The sequence below is a fragment of the Bacteroidota bacterium genome (assembly GCA_041658205.1).
GTDB lineage: Bacteria > Bacteroidota > Ignavibacteria > UBA10030 > UBA8401 > UBA8401.
Map to the genome: position 1 here is coordinate 359,132 of JBBAAO010000003.1, position 19,984 is coordinate 379,115.

The window sequence follows — 19,984 nt, forward strand, 5'->3', positions numbered from 1 at the left end:
GTTGTTACAGTTCAAATTTTTGCATTCGCTCCGGAATATCAATCTGCTTGAATTTATTCTCCGTTAAGGAAGCCGCAAACCGTTCCGCTCGCTCCAGATCGCCATGGACAAGAAAAATATTCTTCAGCATCGATTTGTCGAATGGCGCCATATAACCGAGTAATTCGTTATTATCTGCGTGAGCGCTAAAAGAATTCATTACCACCACTTCGCAATTCAATTTTTTCACTTCACCAAAGATGGAAATCTCCGGATTTCTATCAACAATTTTCTTCCCTAACGTGTGTTCCGCCTGGTAACCGACAATCAACACAGTGTTGTTCGGATTTTCAATGTTGTTGTTTAGATGATGTACAATACGCCCCGCTTCGCACATTCCCGAAGCAGCAATAATCATACATGGTTCCCGCTTATCATTTAACGTTTTGGACTCCTCTGCCTCGCGGATAAAATGCAATCGTTCAAATCCGAACACATCGTCATCACTTTTTAAGATTTTATTTGTCTCTTCGTCGAAACATTCGGGATGTTTACGGAAAATCTCCGTTGCCTTCATGGAGAGAGGACTATCCACATACACCGGGATGTCTGGAAGTAATCCTTCGTTCTTTAAATTATTTAATTGGTAAACCAGATCCTGCGTTCTTCCGACGCTGAACGACGGAACAATAATCTTCCCTCCCCGATCCATCGTCCGTTTCACCACTTCTAATAATTTTTTGGAAGACTCCTCAGGCGGTGCATGGAGTTTTCCGCCATATGTACTTTCGCATATGAGGGCAGAAACATTTCCCATAAATTCAGGATCGCGCAGAATGGGAAGATTCGGTCTGCCGACATCGCCGGTAAATCCAAGGTGAAAAGTCTTTTTCCCTTTTTCCTCGATCGTCAGATGAACGGAAGCTGACCCGAGGATATGCCCGGCATCAAAATATTTTCCCGAAACTCCGTTGAGTACTTCAAAGTCCGTTCTATATGGTATTTCCACCAGCAAATCGAGCATCGGCTGAACATCTTCAGTATTATAGAGTGGTTCAATCGGAAGTAGTCTTTTTTTCGCCCTTCGTTTATTGACAAATTCAACATCCTTCTCCTGGATGTGTGCGCTGTCCATCAGCATAATCCGGCAAAGATCAGCGGTAGCAGGAGTGCAAAAAATTTTCCCTGCAAATCCATTCTTTACCAAATTGGGAAGATTGCCGGCATGATCGATATGAGCATGAGAAAGTACAACAGCATCAATTGTTGTTGGATCAAAAGGAAAATTTTTATTCCGTTCATAGGTCTCCGCTCGTCGCCCCTGAAACATACCGCAATCAAGCAAAATTTGTTTTCCGTTGACATGAAGCAGATGCATTGAACCGGTAACCGTGCGGGCAGCGCCAATAAATTGTAGTTCCATAGGTAAATTCGAAGTGATGGATCAATAAAAAATGTATAGCGGAAGTTGTTCCTTTGATAATACTAAACGAATGCCCTCTTATCAAGATTCAATTTCCGAGCTGTTTTTGAAAACGGATAATATAATCTTCTACTAAATTCAAGATCATATAATCCAAATCATTATACCGTCGGTTATAACTCCTTATTTTTCATCGCTACGTTCGTTGAAGTTATCAACCGTAGTAAAATATCTTCAAAAACACTAAATATTCTTGCCTTTCTCACCCAAAAGAATGTGGATAACCTGTGAATTGGGGTGGAAAGGTTTTTCTTGTCTGCCCTTTCGATTTTTCGTATTTTTGTATAGAAAATCTCGGCCTTTGGAGTAATTCTCTAAAGGTTTTTTTATCAATGGATATACACGCTTGCGTTGTCTTGATGACTTCGGAAGATTAATCGTTTTCTGACTATGATCGAAAGTATGACCGGTTTCGGTAAAGGTGAGGCTTCCTCAAAAGGGGTCACATTTATCGTAGAACTTCGCAGTGTGAACAACCGCTTTTTAGAGATCTCAACCCGCGCCCCAAGAACAATCTCCCAACGCGAGAATGAGATCAAAGAACTCATCAAGTCCAAGGTGGCCCGCGGAAAGATTTCGTTAAGCGTAATAAAAGAAGATGAAAGTGATGGCGAACTTCCGATTGCTGTTGATAAAAAGCGAGCAAAAGAAATTTATACCGTACTTGAGCAATTGCGTAAGACGGCAAAGATTAAAGCTCCTGTAAGCCTTGAACACCTGCTCCATTTCTCTGAAATTTTTGAGACGAAAGAAGTGCAAGAAGATGAAACAGAATGGAAAGTGTTCCAGCAGGCACTGTCAAAAGCTGTAGACTCGCTAAAAAAGATGCGGGAAAAAGAGGGAGCAGAACTCTCGCGTGATTCAAAAGAACGGATTCAAAAGATCAACAAGAATATTGATACGGTTGAACAGCTCTCAAAAAAACGAATCCCCGAAGAGCGTAAACGGTTAAATGATCGGGTGTTGCAGCTGGTGGAAGATAAGAGTATCATTAATAATCAGCGTTTGGAATTGGAGATCGCTATCCTTTCCGAAAAACTGGATGTGACGGAAGAATGTGTCCGATTCCGCAGTCATAATAAGTTTTTCCTTGAAGCGTTGCAATCGAAGGAATCCGAAGGGCGCAAACTGAACTTTCTGATACAGGAAATGAACCGTGAAGCAAACACAATCGGCTCAAAATGCAACGATGTAGAGATTGCCCATATCGTCGTTAGCATCAAAGAAGAATTGGAAAAAATCAGAGAGCAACTGCAGAATATTGAATAACGGAGGTAGAGAATGAAAACATTCACCGCTGTTCTTGAAAAAGATTCTGATACAGGATTGTTTGTCGGATACATCCCCGGATTTCCGGGGGCACATTCGCAGGGAGAAACACTCGACGAATTGAAGAATAATCTTCAAGAAGTTGTCGAGATGATTTTAGAGGGCGGGGAACCTAAGCTTGAAGCCGAATTTATCGGGACACAAATGATTACGGTATGAGCAACATTCCTGTTCTCAGGCCGACAGAAGTTATAAAAATTTTGGTATCCATCGGTTTTATTGAAATTCGTCAAAAGGGTTCCCATAAGCAATTTCAACATGCCGACGGGCGTATGACTACGGTTCCGTTTCACAAAGGTAGAGATATTTCCCCTATATTGTTGCGGCAAATTGCTAAAGATATCGGGTTAACAATTGAAGAATTTTTGAAACATCGATGAGTTCAGCAAAACTTTTTGCATTTGCATCACCCAGCGGTGGTGGTAAAACATCCATCATCAAGCCGCTGCTGAAGAAACATCCGGAATTTGAATTTTCTGTTTCTGCGACGACACGCGGAATGCGCCCCGGGGAAGTGAATGGAAAGGATTATTTCTTTCTTTCGAAACAGGAGTTTGAAGATCTGATTGCCAGCGGAGGATTTGTCGAACACGAGTTTTTCTTCGACAATCATTACGGAACATTAAAGCGCGAGGTCGATCGGTCATTAGCGGCAGGACATTCGATGGTGTTCGATGTGGATGTCAAAGGAGCGCTCTCCATACGGAATATGTATCCGAAGGAAAGTGTTTTAATCTTCATCGCACCGCCTAGTTTAGAAGTATTAGAGCAGCGCTTGCGAAACCGCAAGACAGAAGATGATCAGAAGATCCAAAAGCGGCTGCAGCGTGCGGCGATGGAGATGGAAACAGGAAAACAATTCGACGCGAAGGTGGTAAACGACGCGTTAGAGGAAGCAATAGCAGAAGTAAATTCGATAATTACGAAACATATTACATCATAACACAATAGAGGTAACGGTAATGGCAATTAAAACCCTCGAGATAAAAAATCTTGAAGCAAAAGCGGCGAATGTGTACGAAGCGATCGTGGTTCTTTCCAAACGAGCTCGTCAGATTAACGAAGAGACAAAGATGGAATTCTCACAGCGCATTGAAAATCTTGTCGCTCTTCCCAATGCGAATGACGACATGGATGAAGAAATCTCCAATCCAGACCAGTTGAAAGTCAGCTTGGAATTTGAAGCTCGTCCAAAACCGACCGAAGAAGCGATTGACGAGTTGATGAAAGATAAACTCGAATTTCGCTATAAAGAACCCGAAGTAAAGAAATAATTTTTCTCATCGACACCATCCAGGTTTTTATCAATCTGGATGGTGTTACCTTTTTCCCCATGCTGGCCGGCAAAAATATCGCTCTTGGTGTCACTGGCGGAATTTCCGTCTACAAAATGTGCACCGTTGTTCGGCTCCTGAAAAAAGCCGGTGCGAACGTTCGCGTCATGATGTCCCCGTCGGCAACCGAATTCGTCACCCCGCTTACCTTCTCAACGCTTTCGCAGGAAGAAGTTGTTGTTTCCCTCTGGCCGGAAAACAAAAAAGGTTCGACTAATCTCGGTGTGAAACATATCGATATTGGTCTCTGGGCCGATGTGATGCTTGTTGCTCCCGCCACCGCGAATACTATTGCTCATATTACACATGGTTATGCTGAAGATGCTCTCTCCTCCACTATTCTTGCCCTTCGCGCTCCGTTAATTATTGCGCCGGCAATGGATTTGGACATGTGGGAACACCCTGCAACACAGGATAATCTGACAACGCTTCGTGCGCGAGGATGCTTCATTATTTTACCCGAAAGCGGCGAACTGGCAAGCGGTCTTGTTGGCATGGGACGATTACCGGAACCGGAAACAATTGTTGAGTATGTGAATGATGTTCTCCAAAAAACGCCGCAGGATTTGAAGAAGAAAAAGATTCTCATCACCGCCGGACCGACGCATGAACCAATCGATCCTGTTCGATTCATCGGTAATCGTTCTTCCGGTAAGATGGGATTTGCCATTGCTAACGCGGCTGCTCTGCGCGGCGCCGACGTAACGTTAATAAGTGGACCAGTTACGCTTGGAACACCAAAGAATGTGAAAAGGATCGATGTTGAAACTGCGGAAGAAATGTACAGCGCTGTGATGGCACACGCAAAAAAACAGGATGTGATAATCATGTCTGCCGCTGTTGCGGATTATTCCCCCGTAACACAGGCGAAAGAGAAAATCAAAAAACACTCAGCCGGAATGACGATTGAGCTCCGATCGACTCCAGACATCTTAAAATCGATTGGTGAGAAAAAATCAAAAAAACAGATTCTTGTCGGTTTTGCCCTCGAAACGGAAAACGAACTTGCCAACGCACAACAAAAATTGCAGAAGAAAAATCTTGACCTAATTGTGTTGAATTCAACAAAAGATAAAGGAGCTGCGTTCGGTACCGATACAAATGTCGTTACATTGATCGATCGCAAAGGAACGGTGAAGAAACTTCCAAAAATGCCGAAGTTTGATGTTGCCGTGGAGATCTTGAATCACATAAAGACAATTGTATAGCCACAAAGGCACGAAAGCATAAAATTTTCTTATCACATGCCTGAATCTGAAATCGAAAAAATTTTATCAGACGCACAGCGATTTTTACAGCAGGAACAACTGTTGTTCGGCAATTCCCTCTATCATGAAACGATAGTAACAAAAACATCACTAACCGCAATTGCCGAAAAAAAAGAAGAACCTATGGCTGCAAAAAAGAAGATCGAAACTCCACCAGAACCAATCAACATTGTTCAAACACAAAAAAAATCTAACGAACCGTGGCAATCCGATGTAAAGTTGGACGATCTGAACAGGCATATCTGTAACTGCACAAAGTGCAGACTTGGTACTACACGGACGAAGTTTGTCTTTGGCGTCGGCAATCCAAAAGCAGATCTCCTGGTGATTGGTGAAGCGCCGGGAGCAGATGAAGATAAGCAAGGCGAACCATTCGTAGGACGTGCGGGACAATTGCTGAATAAGATTTTAGAAGCAGTTAATTTTAAACGTGAAGAAGTGTATATCGCAAATATTTTAAAATGTCGTCCGCCGGAAAACCGCCGCCCTCATCCGGACGAAGTGGAACAGTGCGAACCGTATTTGTGGAAACAGATTGAGCTGATCAAACCAAAATTTATTCTCTGTCTCGGACTCACAGCGGCGCAGACATTGTTAAAAACAGAAGAGTCTCTCACTAATTTGCGCGCATCTGTTCACAATTATCATGGCGTACCGACGTTTGTTACGTATCATCCCGCAGCACTGTTGAGAAATCCGAACTGGAAACGCCCAACATGGGAAGATGTGCAGAAGCTGAGAAAAATGTATGATGAAACAATTAACAATAAACAATAATCAATCAGCATACAGTCGTTCCTGATTCAGGAATAAGGTAATTGATTAATGTTCACTGATCATTGAAATTATGGCTGACCAAAATATAGAACAATCTTCAGGACGCGTACCACCGCAGGCAATGGATGTGGAAATGTCCGTGCTGGGAGCAATGCTGATGGAAAAAGAGGCAATTTCCCATTCGCTCGAAATCCTGGACGAGGATGCATTTTATAAACCTGCTCATGTGGAGATCTTTAAAGCAATCATCTCCCTGTTCGAAAAAAACGAAGCGGCGGATTCCATCACTGTTGTGGAAGAACTTCGCCGTGCCGGAAAGTTGGACAGTGTCGGCGGTCCTCTCTACATTTCCGATTTGACAATGCGCGTAACATCTGCCGCGAATGTGGAATATCACGCAAAGATCGTTTTGGAAAAGGCTCTCCTTCGGAATCTCATCTCCACCAGTACGGAAATTACCAGTCGTGCTTTTAATGAACAGGATGATGCGCTGGATCTTTTGGATGAAGCGGAAAATAAAATTTTCCAAATCTCCGAAAAGAGAATGAAAAAGACTTTTGTACCGATGAAAGAAGCGGTCTTTTCAACCATGGAAATGCTCGAAAGTATCCACGGCAAACACAGCGGCGTCACCGGCGTCCCGTCTGGTTTTACTGCGCTGGATGCGATGACGGGTGGATTCCAAAATTCGGATATGATTATTGTTGCCGCCCGTCCTTCTATGGGAAAGACAGCGTTCGTACTTTCTCTCGCACGTAATGCGGCTATTGACCACGGAAAATCGATCGGTTTCTTCTCTCTGGAAATGTCTACTCAGCAATTGGTTCTTCGTCTTATTTGCGCGGAAGCGCGCGTTGATGCGCAGAGCGTTCGCACAGGCAGATTGCCGGAAGAACAATGGCGTAACTTGAGCACTCGTATTGGAAAACTCTATAACGCAAAAATTTTTATTGATGATACTCCCGCTCTTTCCATTCTTGAACTTCGCGCAAAAGCGCGCCGGTTAAAAGCGGAACACGATATTAGCATGATCATTATCGATTATTTACAATTGATGGCAGGGCCGAAAAACGCCCAAAGCCGCGAGCAGGAAATTTCGCAAATCTCGCGGTCTTTAAAAGCGCTTGCTAAAGAAATTAATATTCCTGTTGTTGCACTATCGCAACTAAATCGTGCAGTCGAAACGTCATCCGATAAACGGCCAATGCTTTCCAACTTACGCGAATCGGGCGCTATCGAGCAGGATGCGGACGTTGTGCTCTTTATTCATCGCCCGGAAAAATTCGGATTAACACGCGATGACGGCTCATCCGCGGAAGGTATTGCTGAAATCATTATCGGCAAGCAGCGTAACGGACCGACAGGCGAAGTGGAATTGGCATTCGTCAATCAATATGCGCGATTTGAGAATCTCGCTCTTCCAACGTTTGATGATTATGCTCCTCCGGTCAGTAATGAACCGGCATTTTAAGAAAACTCTTTCATCATTGTCATTCTGAATCCCGCTCATAATTTTTACTAAATGCGGGATGAAGAATCTGAGCAAGTTTCTCTCAGATTCTTCCGTCTCGCTACGCTCGACGTCAGAATGACAAGCACTTCAATGGAATATTTATAGGGGTCTTTTATGAATCGACGAAACTTCATCGCATCATCCTCGCTCGCAGCCATTGCTACTTCACTTCCGACATCATTATTCGGAGCCTTTATGCAAGATCTTACGGACGAACAGATTTGCAAAATGAAATTCGATTTTGCCGTTGCACAATCATTGGCAGGCAAGCCGATCGGCGATGTAATGGTTGAAATCGGAAAATCATTCATCGGTACCGATTATCTTGCCCACTCGCTGGAAGATGAAGCAGAAGAAAAATTAGTGGTGAACCTCCGCGCATTGGATTGCGTCACCTTCTACGAAAACTGCGTTACCCTCGCTCGCTGCATTAAGATGAAAAAGACAACATTCGAAGATTATATGGCACAGTTGCAGTTTCTCCGCTACCGCGAAGGAAAAATTGACGGATACACAAGCCGTTTACACTATACAAGCGATTATTGGTTCAACGGAGAGAAAAAAGGAATCATGAAAGTTGTCACCAAGGATATTTTTGGCGAAAAGAATGTCGTTGAAATTCCGAAGCCGATTAATTTTATGACAAAGCATCGCGAAAGTTACAAAAACCTCGCAACAGATGATGATAACCTGAAGATTATTAAACAACAAGAAGATGTGATCAACGCACGAAAAGATTATTTTTTACCAAAGGGTAACGTACACATGTACGCTGACAAAGTGAACCATGGTGATCTGATCGGTATTACAACAAACATCACCGGGATGGATATTGCTCACACTGGTGTTGCGGTAAAGATTGACGGCAAACTCCACTTTATGCACGCTCCGATCACCGGTTCGAAAGTCCAGATCACCGAGAAACCGTTACACGATTATCTTGCAAAGAACAGCAAACAGACAGGGATTATTGTGGCGAGAGTGAATGAAGTGTAAGTATTTTTGACTTTCGATAATTGAGTGTTTACTTTTGAGGGATGATTGTGAGGAGAAAATAGCGATGAAATATAAATCAGTAAATATTGATCCGGAAATTCTCGGCGGGACACCTGTATTTATGGGAACCCGTGTTCCCATTCAAACACTGTTCGATTACTGGGAAGGGGGCGACACATTGGAAGAATTTTTGGATGATTTCCCTTCCGTTGCAAAAGTGCAGGCTATTGAAGTATTAGAAATGGCAAAACAGACGCTCACCACCGAAAAAGTTTTGCATGAAAATTTTACTTGACGAGAACCTTCCCCGAAAACTCACTATTGACTTCGGCGCCGGTTTTGAAGTCCACACTGTCCGTGATATGGGATGGAACGGAAAGAAAAACGGAGAATTGCTTTCACTCCTAGCCGCAAACAACTTTGATATTTTTATCACGCTCGATAAGAACCTTCGGCACCAACAACATCTAACCAAATATAACATCACTGTTTTTCTTTTGTATTCGGTCAACAATAGACTCGGCACGCTTCAATCGCTCATCAAGAAAGTTGCTCTGATCTTAGAAAAAAATAATTTTGACAAATTTAACGAAGTTAGATAAAAGACATCAAACGGAGATTATGGCGAAGCCATCCCCCTTGGGGTTGTGGCAAGAGTGACAGAAGTATTGTAATAGACCGCCCAATGTTTAGGGTTATGTAATTCTCGTTCCCAAACTCCCCGCCTCAAATACTCCGACGGGCAACTGTTTGGGAACGTTTGTTTTAAACCGTATAAAAATAGCGTCTATGATGGACTGGAACTATGCAAGACGAAATTAATCTTTGAAGTAAAGACTTTCCAAATCTTAAAGATTTGGAAAGTCTGTTGTGATGGTTGCCTCTTACCTTCAATTTTTGTACCCTTTCTCCATTCATTCATCTTCTTAGAGAAAAAATGTTCACACGATATTCTGTTGCTCTCCTCCTTGTATCATCATTCCTATTTGGACAAGAAAATAATTCATCCATACGCATTAATGCAGACAGTACCGCCGCTGCATTGTATGCTGAAGGAAACTATTGGAAACTGATGGAGATCTCCAAGCAATACAATATTGATTCTCTGTCAGCAAAGTTCCTCTTCTCTCTCGGCATGAGCTACGCTGCTCTCAGCGAACCGCTTCGCGCGCAAGATTTTTTGAAGCGTGCCATCGCACTCGATTCATCCAAATTGCAGTACCGCTATCAATATGCGCGGCTCCTTTCACAGTCCGGATTGTTTGACGATGCTATTGATCAACTGACACAATGTATTGCCATAGACAGTACGTATATTCCCGCCCGCTTCCAGTTGGGATTAACCTACGCTGCAAAGAAAAAATACCCGGAAAAAGAGATCGCGATTTTTTCTTCTCTGATCGATCGCAATCCGCGAGATTTTTTAAGTCTCTATTATGTCTCGGAAGCTTTAAAACGTTTGAACGAACCCGATTCTGCCTATTTCTTTCTCCGTTTGTCGTTGTCAACAAATCCGCGTTATTATCCGGCACTGATTAGCATTTCCAACTATCTCAGCGCAAAAAAAAGATATGCGTATGCCCTGCCGTACTATTTATTAGCGGATTCACTTCGGGGAGATAACAAAGATCTGAAATTCCAGATTGGTGAGTGCTATCGAAAATTGGAAATGCTTTCGGATGCCAAAATGTACTTTAAACGAGCCATCGCTTTGGATACCACCAATGCTTTGTATTATGCACAATTAGCATATGCCTATTACTCTGCCGGACAATACGACTCTTCGGCAGAGACCTATCAACTTGCCATCCTTAATGATGATGAGAATCCGCAGTATTACAGAAACCTGGCGCTTGTGTATAAAAAGATGGAGATGCCGGAATTAGTGATCCATGCGTACAATAATGCGGTGCGCGTAATGCATCCGGAAATTATCGCCTATACTTACAACGACATTGCGGCATACCATCTTGAAAAGACGCAATGGAGAAAAGCTATTGCAGCCTATCAGCGTGCCTTGGATGTAAATCCGGATCTCATCGATCCGTACTATTTTATGGGAACGGCGTATTTGAATCTGTCGGAACACCAGACAGCGATTCAAATGTATACCACATTCCTCCAAAAGACAGAGAACAATCCGGCAAAAAAGGGAGAGCGGTTCACAGCGGAAAAGATGATTGAATATCTAAAGAAAGCAAAAAAGAAAAAATAAAGAATCTGGATTCTCCAAAGGAGTCCTTTAGACCAGTTTTCCGCCTCAAAGTAAATTACGGCGGACAGGTCGCCGGAATAACGAATAATCTCTCCCTAAGGATGAACATTTTCCCCTTTTTACCGTATCTTACGCTATGTTTAGAAAGCAAACCAAGAATATCACCGATCTCTTCAACAATCTTCAGAGCGACCTCACGACATCAAAGGCGTACCATTCTTTTCGAAAAAGCTCAAAAGAGGTAACCGAGTTTTATCTCACCGACGAACAACACGAACGGCTGAAGCACATGAAGCATATCAAACGTTCGATGTATCTATTCGGCTGGATTTTGCGGGCAATGTTTCAAAAGCTTTCCCCTGCAAGACAAATAATGTTCATTATTGGAATAGTTTTTCTTGTGAGAGTGCAAGCTTCGTTCGGTGGTAGAAATTCCGTCAGCCTCGATTTTAATGCTATCTTTGGGGGAGGTTTGCTTGTGCTGGTGATTCTGCTGGAGTTGAAGGATAAACTTCTTGCTCACGATGAGCTGGAAGCGGGAAGAAAAATCCAGGAGTCGTTGATGCCCGAACGAATGCCAAAAGTAAAGGGATGGAATTTGTGGTTGTACACTCGCTCGGCAAATGAAGTCTGCGGCGATCTGGTTGATTTTTTAAAATCGGATTCAGAACGATTCAGTATTGTCATGGCGGATGTTGCGGGAAAAGGATTGCACGCTGCACTGATCACAGCTAAGCTTCAGGCAACAATCCGTGCACTTGCCGGAGAGATCCATTCCCTTCCGGAACTGATTGGAAAAATCAATTCCATTGTCCATCGCGATAGTCCTTCGCATATTTTTTCGTCGCTTATCTATGCAGAATGTTCAGAACAAAACGGAACAATCACATTTGTCAACGCAGGACACTTTCCCGCACTGATCGTCCGTGGGTCGACAACAAAAGAATGTGTGAAAGGTGATGCCGCACTCGGTCTCGCTCGGACGATTACTTTCACAGAACAGAGAGCTGATCTCAACGCCGGTGATCGTTTCATTCTCTATTCAGACGGATTAACCGAAGCGAAAAATGAAACGGGAGAATTTTTCGGCAAAGACCGATTGATTAATCTTCTTTCCACAGTGAGTGGTACCCCGGAACAGATTGGAGCAGCTATCTTACGCGATGTTGACCGTTTCATCGGCACTTCTACTCCGTTTGACGATCTTTCGATTATTATAGCGCAAAAACTGTAATTCTCATCTCCGATTCTTCCTCATTTTTGATTATCTTCTTCTATCATGATTCATCCGGCAGAAAAAGGAATACGTTCCGCAATCATCGGCATTATTGTTAATGCCGCACTGGCATTGATTAAAGGAATCGCCGGCTTCTTCGGCAATTCATATGCATTAATTGCCGATGCAATCGAGTCTGCTTCGGATGTTGTTAGCTCTTTGATTGTTGTGAGTGGACTTCGGATTGCTTTAAAACCGAGGGATAAGAACCATCCGTACGGTCATGGTAAAGCAGAACCGATTGCCGCAATGGTCGTTGCCCTCTCATTGTTTGCTGCGGCTGTCACCATCATTACCCAAAGCATTCACGAAATCATTACTCCTCATCATGCTCCCGCTTCTTTTACACTGATTGTTTTGATTGTAGTTGTTATTACAAAAGAATCATTGTTTCGTTTTGTTTTTCGTGTAGCGGAAGATGTGCAAAGCACCGTTGTAAAAACCGATGCGTGGCATCATCGTAGTGATGCGATTACTTCTATGGCTGCATTTATCGGTATCTCTATTGCATTACTCGGCGGCGAAGGATTTGAGAGTGCCGACGATTGGGCTGCATTATTTGCTTCGGCCATTATTATGTTCAACGCACACGCACTTTTTCGTCCGGCACTGGATGAAGTAATGGATGCTGCTCCACCGCCGCAAATTGAAGAACAGGTGCGAGCAACAGCTCGGTCAGTCGCTGGCGTTATTAAACTTGAAAAATGTTATGTGCGAAAAATGGGGTTGGACTACTTCGTTGACCTGCATGTTGTTGTGGACGGCAGTCTAACAGTCCGCGAAGGACATTTGATTGGACATAATGTTAAAGATGCCGTTTGCACTACAAATTCCCGCATTGTGGATATGATGATCCATATCGAACCGGAATCGTTTCTGAATGTTCCTGTTCGCAGATCGAATTGAATATCATTTGGTAAAGAGGTAATTTATATTGTTCGAATTCATCTTATCATCGTGGGGAAATGATATATGAGCTGGCAGTTTTCTCTGTTTGGAAACATTTTTCTCGGCGCCACTTTTTTGGCTGCCGTTGTCACCTATAAAGCGTGGCGGCGTTCTTTTCCGGGAGATTCTTTTTTCGTTTTTTTCATGGCATCCGCAACCGTCTGGGCGTTTACCAGCGCATTGGAGTGGTATGTTACACTGTCGAATGAAAAAGCATTCTGGTCACAGATCAGTTATTTAGGCATCGTCAATGTCGCTCCGGCATGGTTCTCCTTTTCTCTTGCGTACTGCGGTTATGCAACAATTCTCACGAAAAGAAATGTGATACTGTTTTGGATTATTCCTGTTGTAACGCTCCTTCTTGCATTAAGTAATTCCTTTCACGGGTTAAATTGGCCTGCCTATCGTCTTGTAGAACATCCACTGGGGAACTACATGTTCTATGAGCATGGTCCCTCTTTTTGGGTGTTGACGATCTATTCATACATCTTGAACCTTTTGTTCAGCATTATTTTATTGCGCCAAGCAAAAAAAATGTTTCGCGCATATCAAATGCAATCGTTTATCCTGTTCGTCAGCGTAATGATTCCTTGGATCGGTAATGCACTCTATAACACCCGCGTTGTTACGGTAATCGACCTGACACCGATCGCCTTCACCATCACCGGAACATTAATGTTGTGGAATATGAAACAGTATCGGCTTTTTGATATTGCTCCCATTGCCCGGGAAACATTGTTCACCAATATTCGGGAACTTGTCGTTGTGCTGGATTCGCAGAACCGAATTATTGATATGAATCCGTTCGCGTTGAATTATTTCAACATAGCGCGCGCGCCGGTAGGGAACAATTTCACTGAAGTATTTTCTCAATGGAAAGAATTCAGTGCATTCTTGCGAGCTGATAATATTGCAGAATTGGAATTGAAGTACGATCACCAAGGAACAACGGAATGGTTTTTGGTGACACGTACTCCCATTGTTGGCTCCCATTCCTCTTCAACCGGCACATTGATTATCTGCCGCGATATTACGCAACGCAAACGGACCGAACATGATCGCGAACACCTTATTGATGAATTGCAGGAAGCACTGGCAAACGTGAAAACTCTTGGAGGATTGCTCCCCATCTGCGCCAACTGCAAAAAAATACGGGATGACGAAGGATACTGGAACCAGGTGGAACAGTATATTGGAAAACATACCGATGCAAAATTCACCCATGGAATTTGTCCCGAGTGCGGGAAAAAAGCCCTGGACGAATATTACCGGACAAAAGATATACCGGGACATTCATCCGGTTATCGAAAAATTCAGTAACTTGTTTTTCATAAAGAGTAGATATAACTTATCATCAGTGCAATTGCAAAAATAAACTTAGAATGACATCGACAAAAAAACTTCTTCTTCTCTCCATTGCATTCTTCGGATTCTTTGTACCGAATGGAATGTTTTTCTATTATGTCTTCGTTCAATTCACATCGATATCCGATGTGCTCAGCAATCTGCTGGCGCTTGGCTTTATTCTTGACGCATTCATGGCAACCGCATTACTGGCATGGTGGTTCGCAAAAAATCCACTCGGCAAGCATTCGTGGAAATTATTTGTCATGCTGAGTCTATTAGGTGGATTAGGGTTTTCTCTACCGTTCTTTTACTTCCTGAACATGCACTCTGTTTCGTGATCGATTTATTTTCCCTACCTTGCATACAGGTGTTTCCTTTCGTAGTTTTAACAAACAACCACGTGCAGTTTTTATCATCATTTTTGCTTCATACAAACCATCGACTGGATGAAATCAAAATATATTGATAGGATCATTCTTAAACTTAGCTCTATCGGAATCACCGCGGACGATGATTATGAAATCCGATTAAAAAAAACACTCCTCGTTTTGTGTTCCATTCCGTTTATGTTTGCCGGCTTTGCATGGGGCATGCTCTATTTTTCATTCGGAGAATGGAATGCCGGCTGGATCCCGTTTTCCTATAGTCTCTTTTCATTATTAAGCTTGATCTACTTTATTGTCACGTCACAATATTGGTTCTTCCGATTCAGTCAACTGACTTTGATTCTTCTGTTGCCATTTTTTCTCATGATAACATTAGGAGGATTTATCAACGGAAGCGCCGTTGTCATCTGGTCCTTTATTTGCCCGCTTGGCGCTTTGTTATTTGAAAAGCCTCGATACGCACCATGGTGGTTTCTCGCTTTTTCCTTGGTGATCCTTTGTAGTGGAATCATTGAACCTTCCATTTCAACAGTAAACAATCTTCCGTTTGAATTGCGAATTGCACTGTTTGTCTTGAATTTTCTGGGTGTCGGCGCTCTGGTTTTTTTCATGGTGTTTTATTTTGTGAAGCAAAAAAACCTTTACCAGGATAAATCGGAAACATTACTATTAAATATTCTCCCAAAAGAAATTGCGGAAATACTGAAGAATGAAAATCGAGTTATCGCAGATCATTATGACGGTGCAACCATTTTGTTTGCGGATGTTGTCAATTTTACCCCCATGTCCGCAACAATGAAACCGTCAGATCTTGTCAGCCTTCTCAATGAAGTTTTTTCATACTTCGATTCCTTGGTTGATACATACGGCTTAGAAAAAATTAAAACTATCGGAGACTGTTACATGGTAGCATCCGGTGTTCCTCGGCCTCGAACGGATCATGCCATTGTCGCAACATCTATGGCTCTGGAAATGCAAGATTTTGTTTCGAAGCAAACTTTTCTTGGTAAACAATTAAAGTTTCGCATTGGAATAAACTCAGGAAATGTTGTTGCTGGTGTGATTGGCAGAAAAAAATTTATATACGATTTATGGGGAGACGCTGTAAATACTGCCAGCAGAATGGAATCTCAGGGAACAGCTGATGCAATTCAAATTACACGCTCCACATACGAACTGATTCATCACAAATTTTTGTGTGAACCCCGCGGCACTATCACTATTAAAGGAAAAGGGGAAATGGAAGTGTGGCATGTACTAGGGACTCAAGATGCCTCTCGTTAAGAAAATATTGTCGTTTGCCTTATTCGACAATATTATTCCGATATAACTATTCCTTATTTGCTTTATAAAAACACTCTGTAACCACACAATGACCTCCATTTGTCGACCTCAAAAGACAAATGTATCTTGCATTGTTTTCTTCCCTTGCGTACTTTATCATCATGAATTTTGAATCATATTTCCAAACATTTCGCAATCACATTGTCGGTATCGATCAAATCTTTGAATCCCCGCACAGTATGCAAAAGATAGTATATGCCGATTGGACTGCCAGCGGACGTTTATACGAACCGATCGAAAAGAAAATGCTGGAATCATTCGGTCCATTTGTTGGCAACACTCATTCCGAATCTTCCATCACCGGCGGTTTAATGACGCATGCGTATCACCATGCACATGAGATCATCAAAAAGCATGTGAACGCGAACTCAGATGATGTGCTTTTGTTTGTCGGCGCGGGAATGACGGCAGCGATCAATAAATTTCAACGAATTCTGGGTGTTAAGATTCCAGAAAAATTCCGTGATGCCATTTCCATTCCTGAAAATGATCGTCCCGTTGTGTTCGTCACGCATATGGAACATCATTCCAACCAAACAACGTGGTACGAAACAATTGCCGATGTCTGCGTGATTGAACCGACACGCAACGGTTTGGTTGATGTGGAAAGTCTGCGAAGGTCGCTGGGAAAATATAAAGACCGCTCCGTGAAGATCGGTTCCTTCTCCGCCTGCTCAAATGTCACCGGAATTTTTTCGCCGTATCATCAACTTGCCAAAATCATGCACGAACATGGCGGAATTGCGATTATCGATTTTGCCGCAAGCGCTCCCTACGTAACGATGGATATGCATCCCGCTGATCCGCTGGAACATTTGGATGCCATTATTTTTTCACCGCATAAATTTCTCGGCGGACCCGGAACACCGGGAGTTCTTCTTTTTAATAAACAGCATTATACGTTACAATCACCCGACCAACCGGGCGGCGGAACTGTGTTATGGACAAATCCCTGGGGACAACACAAATTCTCTCCCGATATTGAAATTCGGGAAGATGGTGGTACGCCAGGATTTCTGCAGGCGATTAAAGCGTCACTTGTTGTGCAATTAAAAGATCACATGGGTACGGAAAATATTACCGCACGAGAACATGAACTTGTTACGCTACTGTTTCAGAAGATGCGAACTATTCCGCATCTCAACATTCTGGCAGATAATGTTGAAGAGCGGTTATGCATCTTCTCCTTCTATTTCGATAATATTCATTACAATCTTGTTGTAAAAATTTTGAATGACCGATTCGGTATTCAAGCGCGGGGAGGATGTTCGTGTGCAGGAACGTACGGCCATTATCTGCTTCATGTGGATCAACAACATTCAAAATCAATTACCGATAAGATTGACGCGGGCGATCTTTCAGAAAAACCGGGCTGGGTACGCATTTCACTTCATCCCACAACGACGAATAATGAACTCAACTCTATCATCAATGCTCTTGAACAAATTGAGAAGAACATCGCAGAATGGAAGAATGATTACGCATACGATCTACATTCAAATGAATATCATCATAAGCAAGAGAATGGCGTGATGGCGAAGATTGCAGCACAGTGGTTTGAGGTCTGATGTAATACCTTGATTCAGCAATTGTTTGCCTCAGTTGAAGTACTATTTATTGATCAATAACTTTCATCACTTTATTTCAAGATTTATGAAAAGGAAAACTATGAAGAAAAAAATCCTTTCCATCTGCGGCAGTATTCTTGTTACCGGCATCTTTGTAGGCATCGCTAACTATCTCAACCAGACGTATTTTCCTTTGCCTCCCGGCGTTTCCATGGAAAACAAACCTGCCCTTGAATTATATTTAAAATATCTGCCGGGTGGTGCGTTTGCTATTACATTTTCAGGGATGATGCTCGGTGGTTTTGCGGGAGCATTCACCGCAGTGATGATTGACGGAATTGATGGGGGGCGGCATGCATTGCTCGTGGCTTCGCTATTCACACTCTATGGTGTTGTTGGAATGTTGATGGTCGCACATCCATGGCCGCTGTGGTTCATCAATCTGTTTACCTATCTCTCCTTTGGCATTATGGGAAGCAAAACTGCATTTAAAGTACGGGGCTAGTGAGCGAAGAACGTTTATCAACAGAATATATACTCCACTTAAAAAAAGACTTGCATTAAGGATACCATGAACCTCATTCAAAAACCGCTCCCCGGCGAATACGATCCGTATGCCATTATGTATGTAAAATTGCTGCCGGATGATGGACATATTTTAGACCACCTCCGAACGAACGCAGAAATGATCAAACAATTTTTCCTATCATTAACACCCCAACAATGGATGCATCGTTATGCAGAGGGAAAATGGACGATCAAAGAAATTCTGCTGCATATCATAGACGATGAGCGAATTTACGCCTATCGTGCTCTTCGTATTGCACGAAACGATGCAACACCCCTTCCCGGTTTTGATCAAGATCCCTATGTTGTTGAGTCGAAAGCAAACGAGAGAAGCACTGAGAGTTTGCTTAATGAATACATCACTGTCCGAAACGCAACACTCTCCCTTTTTGAAAATCTACCGGACGATGCATGGATGCGAAGTGGAACGGCTAACGATCATTCGGTCACCGTTCGCGCATTGATCTATCATCTTGCGGGACATGAACTGCATCATCTGAATATTATCAAAGAAAAATATCTTCGATAGACATCCTCGGACTCTCAAAGAATTCGGAGTTGTTTAGTACCAATCTTCACTTCACCTTCTTCCCATTATCCAATAGATGAGCACGGTTTTGTTGAGAAACTGTTTTTCATTTATTTTCGATACAAGAAATGCTGAAGAATTCCGTATATTTATCATACTCTTTGCGAAAATTCAGCCCAAGAGCAACATCGCGCAGACAGAAGTAATACATTAAAAGGATCACCATGGTAAAAAAATTAATTGTATACGTTCTTGCCGCTCTCCTTATTGTGTTCATTGGAATGCAGTTTGATCGTACAGTGAAAAATAATTCCAACGATCAAACGAAACATATTTCCACATTGTATATACTACCAGATAGCGTTGAAGCAATTCTCTCGACAGCGTGTTACGATTGCCATAGCAACAACACCCGTTATCCATGGTACGCCGAGGTGCAGCCGATTGGACGATGGCTCAATGATCATATTCAACAAGGGAAAAAAGAATTGAATTTTTCTGAATTTGCATCCTACCGTCCAAGACGACAATTTCACAAATTGGAAGAGGTGGTTGAAATGGTGAAAGAAAATAGCATGCCTCTTCCGTCCTACACAATAATGCATAACGATGCAGTATTGAATGACGGACAAAAAGCATTGTTGTATTCATGGGTAAGTGCAACGCATGATTCGATGAAATTGGCGTTTCACCCGGATAGTTTAAAAGCTCGTCGACGATGACATATACGGCCGACATATCCTTCAATCAACAATATATCCATGCTATTGTTGAAGGAACGAATACCGCAAGGAATGTGGAACGGTATTTTACGGATATTCAACGTGCCGTTGAATTGTATCAATGCAAGCATATTTTAATTGAAGAACGTCTTGCCGGTCACGGGTTGGATATATTTGAAGTATTTGAGCTTATTCGTGTACAGGCTCGCTATGCCCGCGACAATCAACTGTGCATCGCCTATATTGATCTTAATAGAGATCATCATAGCAACGCCGTTGCTTTTGGAGAAAATTTAGCAAATATCCTGGGGGTGAATGTGAAAGTCTTTTCGGCAACTGAGGATGCAAAGAAATGGTTAAGTGAAAAATAATCTGTGAACAATAGCATATGCAAATAAATAAC

General features: G+C 42.6%; 23 protein-coding genes. 22 read left to right on the forward strand and 1 reads right to left on the reverse strand.

The window, feature by feature from the left end:
- Positions 1 to 4: 4 nt before the first annotated feature.
- A complete protein-coding gene (locus WDA22_16605) occupies positions 5 to 1,402 on the reverse strand; it encodes an MBL fold metallo-hydrolase (GenBank protein MFA5835101.1) in 1,398 nt (465 codons plus the stop codon).
- Positions 1,403 to 1,852: 450 nt separating this feature from the next.
- Between WDA22_16605 and WDA22_16610 the strand changes: the two genes are divergently transcribed.
- The 22 genes from WDA22_16610 to WDA22_16715 all read left to right on the forward strand — a co-directional run bounded on the left by WDA22_16610 (position 1,853) and on the right by WDA22_16715 (position 19,952).
- Positions 1,853 to 2,731 carry a YicC/YloC family endoribonuclease gene (locus tag WDA22_16610; GenBank protein ID MFA5835102.1) on the forward strand — a complete coding sequence of 293 codons (879 nt, stop codon included), beginning with the start codon at positions 1,853 to 1,855 and terminating at the stop codon, positions 2,729 to 2,731.
- Between the two features lie 12 nt (positions 2,732 to 2,743).
- Positions 2,744 to 2,950: a type II toxin-antitoxin system HicB family antitoxin gene (locus WDA22_16615; GenBank protein ID MFA5835103.1), complete on the forward strand. Its 207-nt coding sequence runs from the start codon at positions 2,744 to 2,746 to the stop codon at positions 2,948 to 2,950.
- On the forward strand, positions 2,947 to 3,171 hold the full coding sequence (locus tag WDA22_16620) for a type II toxin-antitoxin system HicA family toxin (GenBank protein ID MFA5835104.1): 225 nt from the start codon (positions 2,947 to 2,949) through the stop codon (positions 3,169 to 3,171). The genes WDA22_16615 and WDA22_16620 overlap by 4 nt, the downstream gene beginning before the upstream one ends.
- On the forward strand, positions 3,168 to 3,734 hold the full coding sequence (gene gmk, locus WDA22_16625) for a guanylate kinase (GenBank protein ID MFA5835105.1): 567 nt from the start codon (positions 3,168 to 3,170) through the stop codon (positions 3,732 to 3,734). Before WDA22_16620 ends, gmk begins: the two co-directional genes overlap by 4 nt.
- 19 nt (positions 3,735 to 3,753) lie before the next feature.
- On the forward strand, positions 3,754 to 4,065 hold the full coding sequence (locus WDA22_16630; GenBank protein ID MFA5835106.1) for a DNA-directed RNA polymerase subunit omega: 312 nt from the start codon (positions 3,754 to 3,756) through the stop codon (positions 4,063 to 4,065).
- A gap of 59 nt (positions 4,066 to 4,124) precedes the next feature.
- Positions 4,125 to 5,333 carry a bifunctional phosphopantothenoylcysteine decarboxylase/phosphopantothenate--cysteine ligase CoaBC gene (gene coaBC, locus WDA22_16635; protein MFA5835107.1) on the forward strand — a complete coding sequence of 403 codons (1,209 nt, stop codon included), beginning with the start codon at positions 4,125 to 4,127 and terminating at the stop codon, positions 5,331 to 5,333.
- A gap of 36 nt (positions 5,334 to 5,369) precedes the next feature.
- Entirely contained in the window at positions 5,370 to 6,170 is an 801-nt protein-coding gene (locus WDA22_16640; GenBank protein MFA5835108.1) for a uracil-DNA glycosylase, read from the forward strand.
- A 70-nt stretch (positions 6,171 to 6,240) separates the two neighbouring features.
- On the forward strand, positions 6,241 to 7,641 hold the full coding sequence (dnaB, locus tag WDA22_16645) for a replicative DNA helicase (protein MFA5835109.1): 1,401 nt from the start codon (positions 6,241 to 6,243) through the stop codon (positions 7,639 to 7,641).
- A 156-nt stretch (positions 7,642 to 7,797) separates the two neighbouring features.
- Entirely contained in the window at positions 7,798 to 8,679 is an 882-nt protein-coding gene (locus WDA22_16650) for an N-acetylmuramoyl-L-alanine amidase-like domain-containing protein (GenBank protein MFA5835110.1), read from the forward strand.
- A 64-nt stretch (positions 8,680 to 8,743) separates the two neighbouring features.
- Entirely contained in the window at positions 8,744 to 8,974 is a 231-nt protein-coding gene (locus tag WDA22_16655) for a DUF433 domain-containing protein (protein MFA5835111.1), read from the forward strand.
- The gene (locus WDA22_16660; protein MFA5835112.1) at positions 8,958 to 9,281 is read left to right on the forward strand and encodes a DUF5615 family PIN-like protein; all 324 of its coding nucleotides are present in this window, start codon (positions 8,958 to 8,960) and stop codon (positions 9,279 to 9,281) included. The genes WDA22_16655 and WDA22_16660 overlap by 17 nt, the downstream gene beginning before the upstream one ends.
- 335 nt (positions 9,282 to 9,616) lie before the next feature.
- Positions 9,617 to 10,894: a tetratricopeptide repeat protein gene (locus tag WDA22_16665; GenBank protein MFA5835113.1), complete on the forward strand. Its 1,278-nt coding sequence runs from the start codon at positions 9,617 to 9,619 to the stop codon at positions 10,892 to 10,894.
- Between the two features lie 136 nt (positions 10,895 to 11,030).
- Positions 11,031 to 12,128, forward strand: coding sequence for a PP2C family protein-serine/threonine phosphatase (locus WDA22_16670; protein ID MFA5835114.1), 1,098 nt, complete (start codon positions 11,031 to 11,033; stop codon positions 12,126 to 12,128).
- Positions 12,129 to 12,173: 45 nt separating this feature from the next.
- Positions 12,174 to 13,076, forward strand: a complete 903-nt coding sequence (locus tag WDA22_16675) for a cation diffusion facilitator family transporter (protein ID MFA5835115.1) — start codon at positions 12,174 to 12,176, stop codon at positions 13,074 to 13,076.
- Positions 13,077 to 13,142: 66 nt separating this feature from the next.
- The gene (locus tag WDA22_16680) at positions 13,143 to 14,438 is read left to right on the forward strand and encodes a histidine kinase N-terminal 7TM domain-containing protein (GenBank protein ID MFA5835116.1); all 1,296 of its coding nucleotides are present in this window, start codon (positions 13,143 to 13,145) and stop codon (positions 14,436 to 14,438) included.
- A 62-nt stretch (positions 14,439 to 14,500) separates the two neighbouring features.
- Positions 14,501 to 14,803 carry a hypothetical protein gene (locus WDA22_16685; GenBank protein MFA5835117.1) on the forward strand — a complete coding sequence of 101 codons (303 nt, stop codon included), beginning with the start codon at positions 14,501 to 14,503 and terminating at the stop codon, positions 14,801 to 14,803.
- 108 nt (positions 14,804 to 14,911) lie between these two features.
- A complete protein-coding gene (locus tag WDA22_16690; GenBank protein MFA5835118.1) occupies positions 14,912 to 16,135 on the forward strand; it encodes an adenylate/guanylate cyclase domain-containing protein in 1,224 nt (407 codons plus the stop codon).
- A 119-nt stretch (positions 16,136 to 16,254) separates the two neighbouring features.
- Positions 16,255 to 17,763, forward strand: coding sequence for an aminotransferase class V-fold PLP-dependent enzyme (locus WDA22_16695; GenBank protein MFA5835119.1), 1,509 nt, complete (start codon positions 16,255 to 16,257; stop codon positions 17,761 to 17,763).
- 100 nt (positions 17,764 to 17,863) lie between these two features.
- Positions 17,864 to 18,268, forward strand: a complete 405-nt coding sequence (locus tag WDA22_16700; GenBank protein MFA5835120.1) for a hypothetical protein — start codon at positions 17,864 to 17,866, stop codon at positions 18,266 to 18,268.
- Between the two features lie 66 nt (positions 18,269 to 18,334).
- Positions 18,335 to 18,859 (forward strand): DinB family protein, encoded by a 525-nt coding sequence (locus tag WDA22_16705; protein ID MFA5835121.1) that lies wholly within the window; start codon positions 18,335 to 18,337, stop codon positions 18,857 to 18,859.
- 224 nt (positions 18,860 to 19,083) lie between these two features.
- The gene (locus WDA22_16710; protein MFA5835122.1) at positions 19,084 to 19,581 is read left to right on the forward strand and encodes a heme-binding domain-containing protein; all 498 of its coding nucleotides are present in this window, start codon (positions 19,084 to 19,086) and stop codon (positions 19,579 to 19,581) included.
- Positions 19,578 to 19,952 (forward strand): hypothetical protein, encoded by a 375-nt coding sequence (locus WDA22_16715; protein MFA5835123.1) that lies wholly within the window; start codon positions 19,578 to 19,580, stop codon positions 19,950 to 19,952. The genes WDA22_16710 and WDA22_16715 overlap by 4 nt, the downstream gene beginning before the upstream one ends.
- The last annotated feature ends 32 nt before the right edge of the window (positions 19,953 to 19,984 follow it).

What these genes read in the sequence shown, in the direction of transcription:
- WDA22_16605 (MFA5835101.1), bottom strand. Translation starts at nt 1,402, where the DNA reads ATGGAACTACAATTTATTGGCGCTGCCCGCACGGTTACCGGTTCAATG.
- WDA22_16610 (MFA5835102.1), top strand. Translation starts at nt 1,853, where the DNA reads ATGATCGAAAGTATGACCGGTTTCGGTAAAGGTGAGGCTTCCTCAAAA.
- WDA22_16615 (MFA5835103.1), top strand. Translation starts at nt 2,744, where the DNA reads ATGAAAACATTCACCGCTGTTCTTGAAAAAGATTCTGATACAGGATTG.
- WDA22_16620 (MFA5835104.1), top strand. Translation starts at nt 2,947, where the DNA reads ATGAGCAACATTCCTGTTCTCAGGCCGACAGAAGTTATAAAAATTTTG.
- gmk (MFA5835105.1), top strand. Translation starts at nt 3,168, where the DNA reads ATGAGTTCAGCAAAACTTTTTGCATTTGCATCACCCAGCGGTGGTGGT.
- WDA22_16630 (MFA5835106.1), top strand. Translation starts at nt 3,754, where the DNA reads ATGGCAATTAAAACCCTCGAGATAAAAAATCTTGAAGCAAAAGCGGCG.
- coaBC (MFA5835107.1), top strand. Translation starts at nt 4,125, where the DNA reads ATGCTGGCCGGCAAAAATATCGCTCTTGGTGTCACTGGCGGAATTTCC.
- WDA22_16640 (MFA5835108.1), top strand. Translation starts at nt 5,370, where the DNA reads ATGCCTGAATCTGAAATCGAAAAAATTTTATCAGACGCACAGCGATTT.
- dnaB (MFA5835109.1), top strand. Translation starts at nt 6,241, where the DNA reads ATGGCTGACCAAAATATAGAACAATCTTCAGGACGCGTACCACCGCAG.
- WDA22_16650 (MFA5835110.1), top strand. Translation starts at nt 7,798, where the DNA reads ATGAATCGACGAAACTTCATCGCATCATCCTCGCTCGCAGCCATTGCT.
- WDA22_16655 (MFA5835111.1), top strand. Translation starts at nt 8,744, where the DNA reads ATGAAATATAAATCAGTAAATATTGATCCGGAAATTCTCGGCGGGACA.
- WDA22_16660 (MFA5835112.1), top strand. Translation starts at nt 8,958, where the DNA reads ATGAAAATTTTACTTGACGAGAACCTTCCCCGAAAACTCACTATTGAC.
- WDA22_16665 (MFA5835113.1), top strand. Translation starts at nt 9,617, where the DNA reads ATGTTCACACGATATTCTGTTGCTCTCCTCCTTGTATCATCATTCCTA.
- WDA22_16670 (MFA5835114.1), top strand. Translation starts at nt 11,031, where the DNA reads ATGTTTAGAAAGCAAACCAAGAATATCACCGATCTCTTCAACAATCTT.
- WDA22_16675 (MFA5835115.1), top strand. Translation starts at nt 12,174, where the DNA reads ATGATTCATCCGGCAGAAAAAGGAATACGTTCCGCAATCATCGGCATT.
- WDA22_16680 (MFA5835116.1), top strand. Translation starts at nt 13,143, where the DNA reads ATGAGCTGGCAGTTTTCTCTGTTTGGAAACATTTTTCTCGGCGCCACT.
- WDA22_16685 (MFA5835117.1), top strand. Translation starts at nt 14,501, where the DNA reads ATGACATCGACAAAAAAACTTCTTCTTCTCTCCATTGCATTCTTCGGA.
- WDA22_16690 (MFA5835118.1), top strand. Translation starts at nt 14,912, where the DNA reads ATGAAATCAAAATATATTGATAGGATCATTCTTAAACTTAGCTCTATC.
- WDA22_16695 (MFA5835119.1), top strand. Translation starts at nt 16,255, where the DNA reads ATGTATCTTGCATTGTTTTCTTCCCTTGCGTACTTTATCATCATGAAT.
- WDA22_16700 (MFA5835120.1), top strand. Translation starts at nt 17,864, where the DNA reads ATGAAGAAAAAAATCCTTTCCATCTGCGGCAGTATTCTTGTTACCGGC.
- WDA22_16705 (MFA5835121.1), top strand. Translation starts at nt 18,335, where the DNA reads ATGAACCTCATTCAAAAACCGCTCCCCGGCGAATACGATCCGTATGCC.
- WDA22_16710 (MFA5835122.1), top strand. Translation starts at nt 19,084, where the DNA reads ATGGTAAAAAAATTAATTGTATACGTTCTTGCCGCTCTCCTTATTGTG.
- WDA22_16715 (MFA5835123.1), top strand. Translation starts at nt 19,578, where the DNA reads ATGACATATACGGCCGACATATCCTTCAATCAACAATATATCCATGCT.